The 16,633-nt window shown below is 39.3% G+C and carries 18 protein-coding genes; 12 read left to right on the top strand and 6 right to left on the bottom strand.

The features are described 5' to 3' along the window. Positions 1–2: 2 nt before the first annotated feature. The 4 genes from VIH09_RS12085 to VIH09_RS12070 all read left to right on the top strand — a co-directional run bounded on the left by VIH09_RS12085 (position 3) and on the right by VIH09_RS12070 (position 2,809). Positions 3–824 carry a sulfurtransferase gene (locus tag VIH09_RS12085; protein ID WP_331581320.1) on the top strand — a complete coding sequence of 274 codons (822 nt, stop codon included), beginning with the start codon at positions 3–5 and terminating at the stop codon, positions 822–824. Positions 825–865: 41 nt separating this feature from the next. After that, on the top strand, positions 866–1,375 hold the full coding sequence (locus VIH09_RS12080; RefSeq protein ID WP_331581318.1) for a DinB family protein: 510 nt from the start codon (positions 866–868) through the stop codon (positions 1,373–1,375). A gap of 48 nt (positions 1,376–1,423) precedes the next feature. Then, the gene (locus VIH09_RS12075; RefSeq protein ID WP_331581316.1) at positions 1,424–2,098 is read left to right on the top strand and encodes a GNAT family N-acetyltransferase; all 675 of its coding nucleotides are present in this window, start codon (positions 1,424–1,426) and stop codon (positions 2,096–2,098) included. 183 nt (positions 2,099–2,281) lie between these two features. Beyond that, on the top strand, positions 2,282–2,809 hold the full coding sequence (locus VIH09_RS12070; RefSeq protein ID WP_331581314.1) for a YceI family protein: 528 nt from the start codon (positions 2,282–2,284) through the stop codon (positions 2,807–2,809). 117 nt (positions 2,810–2,926) lie between these two features. Here VIH09_RS12070 and VIH09_RS12065 read toward each other — a convergent pair whose 3' ends face one another. From VIH09_RS12065 to VIH09_RS12045, 5 genes are all read right to left on the bottom strand, one after another. Further along, on the bottom strand, positions 2,927–3,502 hold the full coding sequence (locus VIH09_RS12065) for a YbhB/YbcL family Raf kinase inhibitor-like protein (protein ID WP_331581312.1): 576 nt from the start codon (positions 3,500–3,502) through the stop codon (positions 2,927–2,929). After that, on the bottom strand, positions 3,448–3,654 hold the full coding sequence (locus tag VIH09_RS12060) for a hypothetical protein (protein WP_331581310.1): 207 nt from the start codon (positions 3,652–3,654) through the stop codon (positions 3,448–3,450). Before VIH09_RS12060 ends, VIH09_RS12065 begins: the two co-directional genes overlap by 55 nt. Before the next feature lie 63 nt (positions 3,655–3,717). Beyond that, complete coding sequence (locus VIH09_RS12055; protein ID WP_331581308.1) at positions 3,718–4,044, bottom strand: hypothetical protein; 327 nt, start codon at positions 4,042–4,044, stop codon at positions 3,718–3,720. 38 nt (positions 4,045–4,082) lie between these two features. Continuing rightward, positions 4,083–5,417: an erythromycin esterase family protein gene (locus tag VIH09_RS12050; RefSeq protein ID WP_331581306.1), complete on the bottom strand. Its 1,335-nt coding sequence runs from the start codon at positions 5,415–5,417 to the stop codon at positions 4,083–4,085. Between the two features lie 353 nt (positions 5,418–5,770). Next, positions 5,771–6,112 (bottom strand): tRNA-binding protein, encoded by a 342-nt coding sequence (locus VIH09_RS12045; protein WP_331581304.1) that lies wholly within the window; start codon positions 6,110–6,112, stop codon positions 5,771–5,773. A 105-nt stretch (positions 6,113–6,217) separates the two neighbouring features. Here VIH09_RS12045 and VIH09_RS12040 point away from each other — a divergent pair, with 105 nt between their 5' ends. After that, positions 6,218–6,778, top strand: coding sequence for a thioredoxin family protein (locus VIH09_RS12040; protein WP_331581302.1), 561 nt, complete (start codon positions 6,218–6,220; stop codon positions 6,776–6,778). Positions 6,779–6,920: 142 nt separating this feature from the next. Here the strand turns inward: VIH09_RS12040 and VIH09_RS12035 are convergent, their stop codons facing one another. After that, the gene (locus VIH09_RS12035) at positions 6,921–7,853 is read right to left on the bottom strand and encodes a peptidylprolyl isomerase (protein WP_331581300.1); all 933 of its coding nucleotides are present in this window, start codon (positions 7,851–7,853) and stop codon (positions 6,921–6,923) included. Positions 7,854–8,071: 218 nt separating this feature from the next. Between VIH09_RS12035 and VIH09_RS12030 the strand changes: the two genes are divergently transcribed. The 7 genes from VIH09_RS12030 (at position 8,072) to VIH09_RS12000 (ending at position 16,631) form a co-directional block, all read left to right on the top strand. Next, positions 8,072–8,392 carry a panthothenate synthetase gene (locus VIH09_RS12030; RefSeq protein WP_331581298.1) on the top strand — a complete coding sequence of 107 codons (321 nt, stop codon included), beginning with the start codon at positions 8,072–8,074 and terminating at the stop codon, positions 8,390–8,392. A gap of 433 nt (positions 8,393–8,825) precedes the next feature. After that, a complete protein-coding gene (trmD, locus tag VIH09_RS12025) occupies positions 8,826–9,503 on the top strand; it encodes a tRNA (guanosine(37)-N1)-methyltransferase TrmD (RefSeq protein ID WP_331581296.1) in 678 nt (225 codons plus the stop codon). Positions 9,504–9,670: 167 nt separating this feature from the next. Continuing rightward, on the top strand, positions 9,671–10,021 hold the full coding sequence (rplS, locus tag VIH09_RS12020; protein ID WP_331581294.1) for a 50S ribosomal protein L19: 351 nt from the start codon (positions 9,671–9,673) through the stop codon (positions 10,019–10,021). 246 nt (positions 10,022–10,267) lie between these two features. Further along, complete coding sequence (locus tag VIH09_RS12015; RefSeq protein ID WP_331581292.1) at positions 10,268–12,490, top strand: NADP-dependent isocitrate dehydrogenase; 2,223 nt, start codon at positions 10,268–10,270, stop codon at positions 12,488–12,490. Between the two features lie 133 nt (positions 12,491–12,623). Beyond that, positions 12,624–15,005 carry a TonB-dependent receptor gene (locus tag VIH09_RS12010; RefSeq protein WP_331581290.1) on the top strand — a complete coding sequence of 794 codons (2,382 nt, stop codon included), beginning with the start codon at positions 12,624–12,626 and terminating at the stop codon, positions 15,003–15,005. A gap of 4 nt (positions 15,006–15,009) precedes the next feature. Further along, complete coding sequence (locus VIH09_RS12005) at positions 15,010–15,831, top strand: DUF4249 domain-containing protein (protein WP_331581288.1); 822 nt, start codon at positions 15,010–15,012, stop codon at positions 15,829–15,831. 137 nt (positions 15,832–15,968) lie between these two features. Next, positions 15,969–16,631: a thiamine diphosphokinase gene (locus VIH09_RS12000; protein ID WP_331581286.1), complete on the top strand. Its 663-nt coding sequence runs from the start codon at positions 15,969–15,971 to the stop codon at positions 16,629–16,631. Positions 16,632–16,633: the final 2 nt, after the last annotated feature.

Raw genomic sequence — 16,633 nt, 5'->3', positions numbered from 1 at the left:
AAATGAAAAAACCTATCGTATCCGTAAAATGGCTTCATGAGCATCTTAACGATCCCGATTTAATTATACTCGATGCCAGCCAACAGGTAAACCAAGCAAAAGTGGAACCCCAATTTCAAGATATCCAAATTAAAGGCGCCCGTTATTTTGATATCAAAAACGAGTTTAGTGATACCGATAGCCCTTTACCTAACACGCTTCCTAGTCCCGAAGCCTTCGAAAAAGCAGCCAGAAAACTGGGCATCAACAACGACAGTAAAATAGTCGTTTATGACAGTTTGGGGATTTTCTCGAGTGCAAGGGCATGGTGGTTGTTTAAAATCATGGGGCATGAAAATGTTTGGGTTTTAGATGGCGGACTACCGGAATGGGCAAATCACGCTTATACTGTTGAAAAACCCGAAAAACGACACTATGCCTTGGGGAATTTTGTATCGAAATTCAAACCGGAACTTTTCAAAACCAAGGAGCAAATTTTAGAAAACATATCCACAAAGGAAGCCGTACTGATTGACGCAAGATCCGAAGATCGCTTCCTGGGCGAAACGACGGAACCCAGAGCGGGACTACGAAGCGGCCACATTCCTGGATCCATCAATATCCCGTACAGCAATCTCTTGAAAGACGGTAAATTTTTGCCCAAGGATGAATTGGCAAAAATACTGCCGCAAAACGACAAGCCCTTACTTTTTTCCTGCGGCTCCGGAGTGACGGCCTGCATTGATTTGATAGCGTATGAACTCATCGGAAACAACAACCCAAAAGCAGTATACGACGGTTCCTGGACCGAATGGGGACAAATTGACAGTTTGCCTATTGAGTAAAAAAAAATCCAGATAAGAACAGTGAAATAATCAAAGCTAAAATGAAACAAATAAAATGGTTTGACAGAAAATTTGAATTTTCATCCGAACAGAATATTTTTCCATCGATCATCGAGAGACTGGAATGCGCACCAGCAAACTTGCGACATTTAATTGATCAGATTTCCGCTGAAAAATTAATAACTAAGATTGATGAAAAATGGTCCATTCAAGAAAACGTAGGACATCTTATTGATCTCGAGCCGCTATGGCAAGGAAGACTTGAAGACATATTAAATGACAAGGAATTTTTGAGACCCACCGATTTAGAAAACAAAAAAACCGATCTGGCAAGGCACAATGAAAAAGACATTAATGTCCTAGTAGCCGAGTTTCGAAATCTTAGGGAAGCAACAATAAACGCATTAAAATTGCTCTCGGAAAAGGAAATTAACAAATTTGCCTTACATCCAAGGTTAAAAACGCCAATGCGAACCATCGATTTGTTCTTTTTTGTAGCGGAACACGATGACCACCACTTTGCGCAAATAGGTCATCTGTTTTCAAAATAGACGGTAGTCGGAAAAGTCAATTAATCACACACCACTAGATTTTCACCCATGAACGAAGAACAAAAATTGGACAATCCCGTTTGGTATTCCTTGGTGGAAAGCCATAAAAAACTGGTTCTCACTTACAACAAAACCCGCTTTTATCATCAAGATTATTGTGCCTTTGGCGCTTTTAATGAAATGCCGAACAAAGGAGAGGACTTTCTGGCCTATTCAAAACTAGTTCCTTCCTTTTTTATATTCGGGAAAAAACCGAGCATCCCGGCTTCTTTAAAGCTCAAAGACGAATTGGTGTGCTTGCAGATGATTGTACGCAATAAAATTGTAATTCCTTTTGCCGATGAAATTATAAAACTGGAAGAAAGCCATAGAGAAGCACTTTTGGGACTGGTCAAAATTGTTTATCCGGAATACTTTAAATCCAAGACGGCTGATTTAGGCAATTATTACGGCATATTCAAGGGCAACCAACTTGTCGCCATAACAGGCGAACGCATGCAAATGAATGCATTTACGGAAGTGAGCGCCGTTATTACGCATCCTGAACATATCGGAAAAGGCTATGCGAAGCAACTGGTTGCGCATGTTGCAAATGCCATTTTTGAACAAAACAAAACTCCTTTCTTACATGTAGCCACGGCCAACATTCGAGCCGTCAAATTATACGAAAAATTAGGATTTGAAACCAGAAGAAAAATAAGCATTTGGAACATAAGCCCGTGATGCAATCCTAAAATTGGTTTAGAGTTTCCGCAATTCCCCGTTGTTGAAATATTGATCTTGTGGCAACTAATCACTGGCATTCGCTTTTAAACATATTTTGCTGATTATCAAGTGAATAATTAAAATAAACCGTAACTTTAATCTTATATTCTATAATTTGAATAATCTTTAAAAAACGGCATCATGGAAAGCACAAAATGGGTGATAGACCCGGCACATTCTACGCTACAGTTTAACATTCAACATCTTAACATTAGCACCCTAAGGGGAACATTCACCAAAATTGAGGGAACGGTAGAAGCTGGCGAGCATTTTGAAAACGCAAAATTTTCATTTAGCGCAAACGTCAATTCCATCAATACTAATGATGAAAAAAGAGACACCCACCTTAAAAGCGCCGATTTCTTTGATGCGGAAAAATTCCCGAAGCTTTCCTTTATCTCAACAAACTTCACAAAAAAGGGAGATGACAAATTTGAATTGACAGGCAATCTTACCATTAAAGATATAACGAAACCGATTACACTCGCTGTAATATATGGAGGAACAGCGAAAGATCCTTGGGGCAATACCAAGGCGGGTTTTGAGATTAGAGGTAAAATTGATCGCAGAGAGTATGGACTGACATGGAATGTTGCAATAGAGGCCGGAGGGAAAATGGTGAGCGAAGAGGTCGCCCTAATAGCAGATATCCAGCTCTTAAAAAAATAATTACGCCCTTGATCTTCCGATACGCTTACACTAAAAACATAAGTTATATTTATCAATTAAAGTGATAAATATACTTATGTCCTTTTTACAACTAAGTCTCGAGAGTCCGTTTATTTTTCAAAGTCTTTTATACAATCCAATTAATTCCCCGGAAGCAATTATATGCTTTTTCATGGCATTCATTAGTTCATTTTCATTGGTACTTGGTGGCAGGGAGTTCAATTTAACGTCCAAAGCAAATACCTTAAAATGATAATGATGTGTGCCTCTTGAAGGACATGGCCCAGCATACTTGTTTTCATTCATGCTGTTTTTGCCTTCTATTCCGGGCCGGCTATTCTCTTTTATGGTGTTGCTTGGCAGAATATTCCACACTACCCAGTGGGTATAATTTCCATTCGGAGCATCCGGATCGTCGACAATTAAAGCGAGACTTTCCGTGTTTTCGGGAATATTCCCGATAGTTATATCCGGATTAATATTCTTCCCATCGCAGGTATATTTTGACGGGATAGTTTCGTTGTTCTTAAAAGCGGAACTTTTAATTGTCAAGGTGGTGCTTATGGTTGCTGACATGATATAAAGAATAAGAAGGTTCTTAGTTATGGGTTGTAAATAGTGGTACTTGAAATCCCTTTTCAGGTTTTCTTTTTCGGAACGTCCTCCGAAATCAGCCCCTGCTTGCTCGCCCAAGTTTTGGCATTATTTATTGCTGTGGCGATAATTCTACCCTCCTCCATGTTTCCTTTTTCCAGCAAGGCATTGGCGATTTCGATAGCTTTGTTGCGAACCGGGGGAGGAAGATTCTTCAGAGAACTCGGATAATTTGTTTTTGTCCAAGGCATGACTGTTGCTCTTCAAGTCCAAATACCGGCTATCGTCATTTCGGATAACGATAGCCTATTTTTCTAATGTGCCAATTCTTGTTCATGGCACATTGCTGCGCATTCGCGGCATGCCTCAGCGCATTTTTTGCAAGCTTCCATCTTTGGATATTTCTCACATTCGGTGGCGCATCTCTCGCACATCACCATGCACACTTTCAGAAATATATCCGCATTATCCGAGTTTCGTTCCAGTACCTGTGCCGTTAAGCGGCATAAATCGGCACAATCCTGATCGTTCATCATACAGCTGGACATATCCATTTCTTTTTCTAAATGGCAGGCATCATAACAGTGCGTGCATTGTGCGGCACAAAAATGCAATACGTCAATCATTTTTTTCTTTTCCATTTTATATTGTATTTAAAATTTATAATCCTCGTTACTTTTTAAACTCCAAATGGGAAGGTTTCCGGCATCTGATTTCCGTCCGGTTTTATGTGAAGCGGATGCAATGCCGACGTTTCGTCAATGTAAACAAAAGCATTATAGCGATACGGAAGCATACTCGGGACATAATTGCCAAAATGCTCCTGCTTTGGATGGTACACCACGCCGATGGCCCGATGGTCGAATTCCCTTTTCCCGATGCGGTTTTTCATCTCTTCTGTCATAAAAACGATCCTGTCTTTAGCATCCAGCTTATGTAATTCGTATTCCCAACTGTGCTTTATTGCCTCCGGAACTTTCATTACTTGCATCACGTCGCCCCATTCCCGGCCGGCAATTACAGTGCCCTGATAGCTTCCAAATCCAACAGAAAACACTTCCTCGGGTTTATGCTCCTCGTTTATAATTTGTCCCACATTTATCTTACCCCTGTGGGCCATATCTGTCGCGCGCGCATCACCAATATGGGTATTGTGCTCCCAAATGATTCCCTTGGCTTCAGCCCCATGGAATTCCATTAGCCTGTATAAAGTCTGTACCATGTGCCGGTCTCGAATATTCCAAGATTTTGGACCTGAACTTAGCATTGCGCGATAGTACCGCTCCGCGTTGACAATCACCTGGGCATTTTGCTCGACATTAATCACCGCTTCAGGATCCGCATTATACATCGGGACATTTCTTCTGATTTTGGTCAACAGATTGACAACCTCATCTTCACACTGCAGCGAAACCATTCGGGTGGCCCTTGCATATTCCTGCCCTTCCCCGTAGTTATAGGGCTCGAAACAGCTGAGCGCATCGATTGCCGCTTGCTTTGTCACTGGATCTTTCTCATCCAAATAGTTTATGATCTCATCAAATGATTCCCAGAGACTATATACATCCAATCCATAAAACCCTACTTTCCTACCTTTTGAATGATTGTCATTATGTGTGCGAAGCCATTCCCCCAATGCGACGGTCTCCCAATTTGCCCACATCCAAGTAGGCCATCTGTTGAATGCTTGAAGTACTTCGAAAGCGGTTTTTCCTGCGTCGGGATAATTTTTCACATATCGGTTCAGCTTGTAGCAATCCGGCCAGTCACCTTCCACGGCAATAAATGAAAAGCCTTTTTGCTCAATCAGTTTTTTGCTAATTTGCATGCGCCAAGTGTAATATTCATGGGTACCGTGAGAGGCTTCCCCTAACAGTACATACTTGGCGTCTCCTATCCTTTCAAGAAGGGCATCAAGATCCTTCTCGTCATTCGGCTCTAGTGAATTTTCAAGAATCAACTTTCTTACATCAACCGTTTCGGCTTCATTATAATTTAGATTAGAAGAGTCCATAATTTCGGGATTATTTTAGTCTTGTTGCCAACAATTGTTGGGGACTTATTGTTTACTGCCGCACAAACAGCCGCATCCATTTAGTTTTAAATCTTAGGAATGTTTATCCCCGATTTCTTTTCAATTCGCATAAAACATTTAATTAGAATGATTTATACAGCAATCAAGGTTCCCCTTGTTAGGTGTAGGGGAACCTTAACCAAACGAAATAAATTATTTGGGGCAAAAAACACTATCGCTCAATTAAGCCCAAAGTAAATTTACGATATTTTTTAAACTAAATATCTATAATTCAGCTTATTAACATTTTTGTAACTGAAATATGCGATTGTGGATTTTTAAGCCATTTGAAGTTAGCCAATCCGTAATCCATTTTCGATTTTGAAATCCGGTGCAAGTAAAACAACGTCGCTATCAGCCCCAATTGCTCCCAGGACAAGACATTCGCTCATGAACTTCCCAATTTGCTTTTTGGGAAAATTGACTACAGCAACAATTTGTCGGTTGATCAAATCTTCTTTGGAATATCGTTTGGTGATTTGCGCAGAGGTTTTTAGGATCCCTATCGCGCTACCAAAATCAATGCTGAGCTGGTAAGCAGGTTTTCTGGCTTCGGGGAAATCGTTTACTTCCATTACGGTGCCTACTCGCATTTCCACTTTTTCGAAATCTTGCCAACTTAAATTATTTTCCATATCAATGCAATCATTAGCGTCCAAAGCCATTTAAAACCTAAATGTAGCTTTTTTGAACAAAAAAGCAATCCTTTTTTCTTAACTTTAAGCTCTAAAAATTAAACAATGTCGCGAACCGCATCTAAAATGCTTCCCTTGGGAACAAGAGCTCCCGAATTTTATTTAAAAGACATGACATCCGGAACAGAATCCTTTTCTTTTGCGGATCTGAAAGGAGAAAAAGGCACATTGGTTATGTTTATTTGTAATCACTGTCCTTTTGTGCATCACGTTATTGAGGAGGTGGTTATGATTTCCAATGATTACAGGGTACAAGGACTTGGTGTTGTCGCCATATCGAGTAACGATGTGGTAAACTACCCTCAGGACGCTCCTGAATTGATGACCGAATTTGCTTTCGAAAATGGTTTTGAGTTTCCCTATCTGTACGACGAAACGCAAGAAGTAGCCAAAGCCTATGATGCTGCTTGCACGCCCGATTTCTTTTTGTTTGACAATCAGGACAAATTAGTTTATCGCGGGCAACTAGACGACAGCCGTCCAGGAAATGGTATCCCGTTAAGCGGAAGCGATTTGAGAGGTGCGATTGACGGGGTGATTTACAACAGAACAATCAATCCCGATCAAAAACCAAGCATAGGCTGCAATATAAAGTGGAAAAAATAGAGGAAAGAATAAAGAGGAAAGAAAAAGGGAAGGACATTATCAAAACATCCTTTAAAAACAAAAATCCCCTTCGCCGCGGCGAAGGGGATTTCGATATATTCTTATAATCTCCGACCACTAAAAACTGGCCGCTGAATACTTATTATTTAACGTCCATCAACTCTACGTCAAAAATCAAAGTGGCGTTTGGTGGAATTGCTCCTCCGGCACCGCGAGATCCGTAACCTAAATGAGCCGGAATGACGAAACGCGCTTTGTCACCCACTCTCAACAATTCGATACCTTCATCCCATCCTTCGATCACCTGACCTTGGCCTAATCTGAATTCGATTGGTTTTTTTCTTGGATAAGAAGAGTCAAAAACTTTACCGTTTTCTAATGAACCCTCGTAATGAACTGAAACCGTTTTTCCGCTTTCCGCTTTTTTACCCTCACCTCTTTGGATGAACTGGTAACGCAATCCGCTTTCCGTTTTTTCAAAACCGGCCGCCAGTTTTTCCATCGCAGCTTCCGCATCAGCTTTCATGGCAGCGTCACGCTTGTTACGTGCCCCTTTGAAAGTGATAAAAGCTTCGATGGCGTTCCAATTCTTTGCTTCGTCCCCTACTCTTACAATTTCTAAACTGTCTAAAACATCACCTTGAGCAATAGCGTCAACGACATCCTGTCCTTCGACAACATGTCCAAATACAGTGTGCTTCCCGTCCAACCATGGAGTCGGAACGTGTGTGATATAAAATTGAGATCCGTTAGTTCCAGGACCTGAATTAGCCATAGCTAAAATTCCTGGTTTGTCGTGTTTCAAACTTGGGTGGAATTCATCATCAAATTTGTATCCTGGGTCCCCAGTTCCAGTTCCAAGTGGACATCCTCCTTGAATCATGAAATCTGGAATTACTCTATGGAATTTTAAACCGTCATAAAATTTTGTCCCCTGCGGTTTTACTTTATTTTCCATATTTCCTTCTGCAAGTGCTACAAAATTCCCTACGGTTCCTGGTGTCAATTCGTGTTCTAGTTTTACTAAAATAGCACCTTTAGCGGTGTTGAATTTAGCGTATATTCCATTTTCCATTGTTGTATGATTTTTATTGAATCGCAAATTTACAAATTAAATGACCAATTTGAAAATTTGAAGATTTGTTAATTCAGGACTATTATTTTATTTTAGTCGGATGCCAAGAATCATAACGCTAAAAATAATCTAATATACTGATATTTAACAATATAACTTTGATATTTCATTGCGCTATTTTGTATCTTTAGTAAACATTAATTTTAAAATCTATTGCTATGAAAATGTTAGTCAATGTAATCTTCCCTATTGAACCGTTCAATTCAATGGTTAGAAATGGTTCAGCTGGAGAAATCATCGGTCGAGTAATTGATGATATTAAACCGGAAAGTATTTATTTTTCAGAACAAGATGGCAGCAGAGGAGCTGTCATGATTGTTGAAGTTCCGGAAGCTTCTGCAATTCCTTCAATTTCCGAACCCTGGTTTTTAAATTTTGAAGCCCACTGCGAGTTCAGGGTTGCCATGACTCCAGATGATCTAATGAAGGCTAACCTGACCAAGCTCGCCGAAAAGTGGAATGACATTCCCGTAATGTAACTACGGAAACGAACGATTAAAACCACTTCAAATCAGTAGAAGGGGTTATTTTTTAGCTCTTATTTAAGCGGATAAAAAATACAGTTCCTGAAATAAATTTAAAAAAAATGGCGTCTTTTACGGATGCCATTTTTTTGCTTCTTTTTTAAAATTGTTCAAAGCGTTAATTTCTAGCGATTTGAAAATCTTGTGTCGTTTACTGTTCAAGTATTTCTTATCATTTCGCACTTGTATTAAATCCCAGTTGTAAAAAATACTGGCGGCTCCTTTTTAAAGCCAACATGCTGTTTTTGAAATTTGGTCTAGCGGGATTGTTCACAATATTTTGAATTTCCTGATTATGATTTTTAAAACCTTAGTCAGAAAAACGAAAGCCAAATTACTCCTGAAAAATCTTTGTACCTTTGCAGCTTTCAAACTAAGATTTAAAATTATGCGCATTGATATCGTTACCGTTTTACCCGAATTATTGCGGAGCCCTTTTGAGGCTTCGATTATGAAACGCGCCATCGACAAAGGATTGGTGGAAGTTCATTTTCATAATTTACGGGACTATACCACAAACAGGCAGAAAAGCGTTGACGATTATCCCTATGGCGGGGGCGCTGGCATGGTGATGACGGTGCAGCCCATTGATGCCTGCATCACGCACTTGAAAAGCGAAAGAAACTACGACGAAATCATCTATATGTCACCTGACGGGGAAACTTTGAACCAAAAAATGGCCAATACCATGTCGATGTATGAAAATATCATCATCCTGTGCGGACATTACAAAGGAGTTGATCAACGCGTTCGCGACCATTTTATCACAAAGGAAATCTCCATTGGGGACTACGTGCTGAGTGGAGGCGAGCTGGGAGCTCTGGTATTATCCGACGCTTTAATCCGATTGATTCCGGGCGTTTTGGGTGACGAAACCTCGGCATTGACGGACAGTTTTCAGGACGGATTACTATCAGGGCCGATCTACACGAGACCTGCGGACTACAAAGGATGGAAAGTCCCTGATGTTTTGACCAGCGGAAACTTTGCCAAAATTGACAAATGGCGTGAAGACATGGCCTATGAACACACCAAAACGAGACGCCCGGATTTGCTGGAAGAATAAGCACCATTATAAATGTTGAATTTTAAATATCTAAGAATAGGATTCAAATAATTCAAAATTTATAATCTATAATTCAAAATAATTATTTACTTTTGCGCCCACTTTAGACCAACCTCTGGCGAGATCCGTGAATGTTGATTTGATAAAAAACCATAATTAAAATTATCATGGCAGATTTAATGAAATTCGTTCAAGACGAATTAGTAGCTAGAAAAGATTTCCCTGTATTCGGAGCTGGTGATACTATCACTGTATACTACGAAATTAAAGAGGGTGAAAAAACTAGAACACAGTTTTTTAAAGGAGTTGTTATTCAAAGAAGAGGTTCTGGTAACACAGAAACTTTTACAATTCGTAAAATGTCAGGTGCTGTAGGTGTTGAGCGTATCTTCCCTGTAAACTTGCCTGCTTTGCAAAAAATTGAAATCAACAAAAAAGGTGCAGTTCGTAGAGCTAGAATTTTCTACTTTAGAGAACTTACCGGTAAAAAAGCAAAAATTAAAGACAAAAGAAGATAGTCAAATATCTCTTTATCATAAAAGTCCCGACAGTGTCGGGACTTTTTTTTGCCTTTTTTTTAGGCAAAGGCAATAAAAGAAATAACATTTTAAGATTAAGTAGTTAAGTAATCCCATCACTGACACATTTCTACCGAAATCCCGCACTAATTTCGGTCTGATTTTCATATATTTGCTTCGCTTAATTTTTAGCAAAATACACATTTCACATCCTATTCTTCAGGGTACGATCATAAAAATAAAAAAATGACACAAAAATCAAAGATTGTTTACACCTTAACTGATGAGGCGCCATTATTAGCGACTTACTCTTTTTTACCAATTGTTAAAGCATTTACCGCACCGGCGGGGATTGAAATCGAGACCAAAGACATCTCTCTTGCCTCCAGAATTTTAGCTAATTTCCCTGAATTCCTTACCGAAGACCAAAGAGTTAACGATGCTTTAGCTGAATTTGCACAATTGGTGACTACCCCTGAAGCAAACATCATCAAGCTGCCAAATATTTCCGCTTCGGTTCCTCAATTAAAAGAGGCTATTGCAGAATTACAAGCGCATGGATACAAAATACCTGATTTCCCTGAAGATCCCAAAAGTGATGACGAGAAAGAAATAAAAGCAAAATACTCTAAAATTCTTGGTTCTGCGGTAAACCCTGTTCTACGCGAAGGAAACTCAGACCGTAGAGCTCCAAAAGCGATCAAAAACTTTGCGAAAGTTCACCCGCATTCCATGGGCCCTTGGTCCCCAGATTCAAAAACAAAGGTGGCGACAATGGAAAATGGTGATTTTTACGGAAGTGAAAAATCGATAACTATTCCTGAGGCCACTGACGTGAAAATCGAGTTTGTAGGAGCGGATGGAACAACAACCGTTTTGAAAGCAAGCACTCCATTGAAAGCGGATGAAATAATTGACACTTCAGTGATGAGCATGAATGCTTTGAAAACTTTTGTAGCCAAAACGATTGAAGAAGCTAAAAAAGAAAATGTATTGTTTTCGGTGCATTTGAAAGCGACAATGATGAAAATATCGGATCCAATTATTTTTGGTGCCGTTGTTGAAGTTTTCTTCAAAGATGTTTTCGAAAAATATGATGCCATTTTTAATGAATTGAATATCGATACCAGAAACGGATTAGGTGACGTCTACGCAAAAATTGCGGGACACCCTAAACAAGCTGAAATAGAAGCCGCCATCAATCAAGCAATTGAGAATGGCCCAGCATTAGCGATGGTCAATTCAGACAAAGGGATTACCAATCTTCATGTGCCTTCTGACGTAATTGTTGACGCTTCTATGCCAGCAATGATCCGTACTTCAGGGCAGATGTATAATAAAGACGGAAAACAACAGGACACGATTGCATTAATTCCGGATCGTTGTTATTCTGGAGTTTATGAAGCTACGATTGAATTCTGCAAGAAACATGGTGCATTTGACCCAAGAACAATGGGAAGTGTCCCTAATGTGGGCTTGATGGCGCAAAAAGCGGAAGAGTACGGTTCCCATGACAAAACATTCCAGATGGCTGCAAACGGAGTTGTTCGTGTAGTAGACACCAAAGGGAATGTATTAATGGAACAAGCTGTTGAAGCAAAAGACATCTTTAGAATGTGTCAAGTAAAAGACGCTCCTATTCAGGACTGGGTAAAACTGGCGGTAAATAGAGCTCGTGCAACAAATGTGCCTACCATATTTTGGTTGGATGAGAACAGAGCGCACGACAGAAAAGTAATCGAAAAAGTAAAAAAATATTTAAAAGACTACGATACGACAGGTTTAGACATCCGAATTCTAAACCCAATCGAAGCTACCAATTTTACATTAGAAAGAACAAAAGAAGGACTAGATACTATCTCCGTAACCGGAAACGTATTACGTGATTATTTAACCGATTTATTCCCAATTCTTGAATTAGGAACCTCAGCAAAAATGTTATCTATCGTTCCTTTGATGAATGGTGGTGGAATGTTTGAAACCGGCGCCGGTGGATCTGCTCCAAAACATGTAGAGCAATTCACGCAAGAAGGATATTTACGTTGGGATTCCCTTGGGGAGTTCTTGGCATTGGCAGTTTCACTGGAACATTTAGGTTCTGTTTTTAACAATCCAAAAGCATTGGTTTTGTCTGAAACTTTGGATTTAGCTACGGAGAAATTTTTGGCGAACGACAAATCACCTGCCCGCAAGGTAGGCCAGATTGACAATCGTGGTTCGCATTTTTATCTTGCCATGTATTGGGCGGAAGCGTTAGCGGCTCAAACTAAAGACAGTGAATTGCAAGCTATTTTTACTCCTATAGTAAAAGACTTGGAAGGAAATGAAGCTAAAATTAATGAGGAACTGATTGGAGCGCAAGGAAAGCCGCAAGACATTGGAGGTTATTACCAACCAAATCCGGAATTGACCGGCAAAGCAATGCGTCCAAGCGCAACCTTAAATGCCATATTGGATAAAATCGCCTAATTCGACTTTACTGCTTAGCATACTTACAAAGGCAACCGAAAACGGTTGCCTTTTTTTCTTAATAGTACTTTAACCATTGTTTAATAGCAATTTACTTATCTTTTTACCAAATTTGCAGTTCAAAATTTAAGAAATGATTTTAAAAAAATGTAGTTGCCTCTTCGTCTTTCTTTTATTAACCATTTCTTCCTTTTCGCAAGATAGATTTACTTTAAGCGGAACAATTACCGACAATAAAAACAACGAAACACTTATTGGCGTAAATGTATATATACCTGAAATAAAATCGGTTGCCATTACCAACGAGTATGGCTTTTATTCGATTACACTTCCCCAAGGAAATTATACCATGCAAATTAGCTATGTAGGATTTCAAACCATTACCGAAAAGGTAGTGTTATTGGAAAACACTAAAATCAACTTTAGCTTATTTGACAGCAGTGAAATATTAAAAGAAGTTATTGTTTCCGGTCAAAATACTGGTAGCAATATCCGTTCTCCCGAGATGAGTCTCAACAAACTTTCCATTTCGGCGATTAAAAGGATGCCGGTAGTTCTAGGCGAGGTAGATATACTAAAATCGCTTCTACTGCTTCCCGGTGTTACGAATGCCGGTGAAGGAGCCTCAGGATTCAATGTCCGCGGTGGCGGAGCCGATCAAAATTTAATATTATTGGACGAAGCAACCATATTTAACTCCTCCCATGTTTTCGGTTTTTTCTCTGTTTTTAATCCTGATGCCATAAAGGATTTAAAATTATACAAAGGCGGAATTCCGGCACGTTATGGCGGAAGGGCCTCTTCTGTTTTGGACATTTACCAAAAAGACGGCAGCAGCAAAGGTTTCCATGTAGATGGCGGAATTGGCTTAATCTCCAGCAGGATTTTGGCCGAAGGACCATTGGTAAAAGATAAAGGTTCTTTCCTTGTCGGCGGAAGAAGTTCCTATGCCCATTTGTTTTTAAAGCTATCCGAAGATCAAAAAGACAACTCCGCTTATTTTTATGATTTGAACACGAAATTGAGTTATAAATTAAACCCCAATAACAACTTATATTTATCGGGATATTTTGGGCGGGATGTTTTTAGTCTAAACAAAAGCTTCATTAATATTTACGGAAACTCAACTTTGAACTTACGCTGGAATCATTTGTTTTCAGACAAGCTTTTTTCAAATTTATCGTTGATCTATAGCGACTATTATTATGGTCTGGACCTTGACTTTGTTGGTTTCAAATGGGATTCCGGCATCAAAAATTATAATATCAAATACGACTTCAAGAATTACATTTCCGACAAGTTTAAATTGAATTATGGTGCAAATGCCATTTATTATGATTTCAATCCCGGAACCATCCGACCTTCTGATGAAAATTCTGGAATTAATTTTGACCAATTGGATAAGAAGTACGCCTTTGAACCTGCATTATACCTCAGCGCTGAGCAAGAAATTTCAAAAAAAATCTCTTTATCCTATGGTTTTCGTTACAGCCTGTTTTATCGTTTAGGCAAATCTACCGTAAACAATTATGAAGACAACAATCCCGTCACATTCAATGCTGATCTACAGATCTATGAAAAGGCGACTCCGATAAGCACCCGATTCTACGACAAAAACAAAACCATCAAAAGCTACAACAACCTGGAGCCACGCTTTTCCATTGCCTATAAAATCAATGACGACCAGTCCGTTAAGGCAAGTTACAACCGCATGGTACAGTATCTGCAATTAATCTCAAACACCTCATCACCTACCCCTCTTGATGTATGGACTCCAAGTGACAGCTACATCAAGCCACAAATTGCGGACCAAGTTGCCCTGGGATATTTTAAAAATTTCACTAATCAAACCTATTCACTCGAAGTAGAAACCTATTATAAAAAAGTACAAAATAGACTGGATTACATCGATGGAGCCGATTTGATTGCCAATAAGGCAATAGAGCAAATAATTCTAAACGGCCAATTAAGGTCCTATGGTTTAGAACTTATGTTTCGTAAAAATGAAGGGAAACTGAATGGATGGATATCATATACGTTATCTAAATCCGAGCAGCAAACACCCGGAAGAACGCCTCTCGAAACCGGAATTAACGATGGCCAATGGTACAATTCCGTTTATGACAAATTACATAATATTGCCATTACCAGTTCTTATAATTTGAACGAAAAATGGTCTTTTGGAGCCAATTTTTCATTACAAACAGGACAAGCCGCTACCTATCCAAAAGGGAAATACGACTATCTGGGGATTTCCGTTCCAAGTTACGGATTGAGGAATGAGAATCGCCTGCCAACCTACCATCATATGGACATTGGAGCAACATTAACACCTCGTAAAAATAACGGTAGAAATTGGAAAGCCGAATGGGTTTTTAGTGTCTATAATTTGTATAACCGAAAAAATGCAGCGTCTATAAATTTTAGGGAGAACGTGGATACGGGAAACAACGAAGCGATAAGAACATCCATTTTCGGCATCGTCCCCGCGGTAAGCTATAACTTCAAATTCTAATTCCATGAATAAAATAAATGTTTTCTTACTAATAATAGCGGCCATTTTCTTGAACGGCTGCGAGGACGTAGTCGCCATCGATTTAAAAACTGATCCACCTAAACTCGTTATAGAAGCCTCTATTAATTGGTATAAAGGCACAAATGGACAAGAGCAGACAATAAAATTAACTACCACTACAAATTACTACAGCGATGAAATCCCAAAAGTGTCCGGGGCGACGGTTTTCATAAAAAACAGTTCCAATACAACATTTGATTTTATAGAAATTGCAAATACAGGAGTGTATGCTTGCTCCAACTTTAAACCCATCATTAACGAAGCATATACTTTAACAATAACAAACAGCGGCAATACGTATACTGCTACTGAAACTTTAAAACCAGTAGCTTCCATTAGTGAAGTTATTCAAAATAACGAAGGCGGTTTTACAGGAAACGAAATAGAAATCAAAACTTATTTTACGGATCCTGTAAATGAGTCCAATTACTATCTGTACCAATACAGTTATTCTAATCAACTGAAGCACAATATTTATGCAGATGAAGATACTTTTTTCCAAGGAAATGAATTTTTCAGCATTTCGCAAAATGACGACCTGAAAATTGGAGATGAAATTTCGGTTACCCATTATGGGATATCTAAACCTTACTACAATTATGTGAATGTATTGATAAGCGTTGCCGGGAATTCCGCTGGCGGGCCGTTTCAGTCGCCACCGGCAACGGTGAGAGGAAACGTTATCAATACCACAAATCCGGATGATTACCCATTGGGCTACTTTTCGCTAAGCGAAGCTGACAGCAAGACATATGTAATTAAATAAAGTGGCCCTTTTTGAATCTTATTACCAATTGCTGACTATAGAAGTGACCAAGCGAAAACGGTATTGGAAACTATTTTCTATCTTTGCGCAAAATATAATTGAATTAACGATTTTAGATCCTAACCCCACTTCTCACAATGTCCTCACATCATATCGTTCGCGATGACCAAGAACCCGCACTAATAATCGCAAATGGCGCTTCATGCAACCCTGAATTGTTGGGTCAGTTATTGGAATGGTCCCCTTTGGTGATCGTTTTAGACTCCGCTATGGAACGGGTTATGCAAATGGATATAAAAGTGGATGTTCTGTTAGGCGATTTTGACCGTGGTTTTGACGCTAATTTTTACAAAGAAAAACAGTATCCTATTGAAATAGTGCATACTCCAGACCAAAACAAAACCGATTTAGAAAAAGCGTTTGATTATCTCCACGAAAGAAATATTCCCGCTGTAAATGTGGTTTGGGCTACAGGAAAACGCACTGACCACACCATTACAAACCTAACCAACATTGTGCGATACAGGGAAAAATTGAAGATCGTCATACTCGATGATCATTCGAAGGTTTTTTTATTGCCCAAAAGATTTGAAAAATGGTATACTGCAAACACACCAATTTCACTAATCCCAATAGGTCATGTAACGGGAATTCACTCCGAAAACTTATTTTATCCTTTGCAAAATGACACTTTAACCATTGGTTATCGAACCGGAAGCAGCAATCATGTAATTAATGATGGAATCGTAATAATCGAACACGACCAGGGAGACCTGCTTATGATGGAGTGTACGGATTAACC

It is taken from the genome of Flavobacterium sp. (assembly GCF_036515215.1).
Classification (GTDB): domain Bacteria; phylum Bacteroidota; class Bacteroidia; order Flavobacteriales; family Flavobacteriaceae; genus Flavobacterium.
The sequence above is the reverse complement of the archived record's forward strand: the minus strand, read 5'-3'. Positions and strand labels throughout refer to the sequence as shown.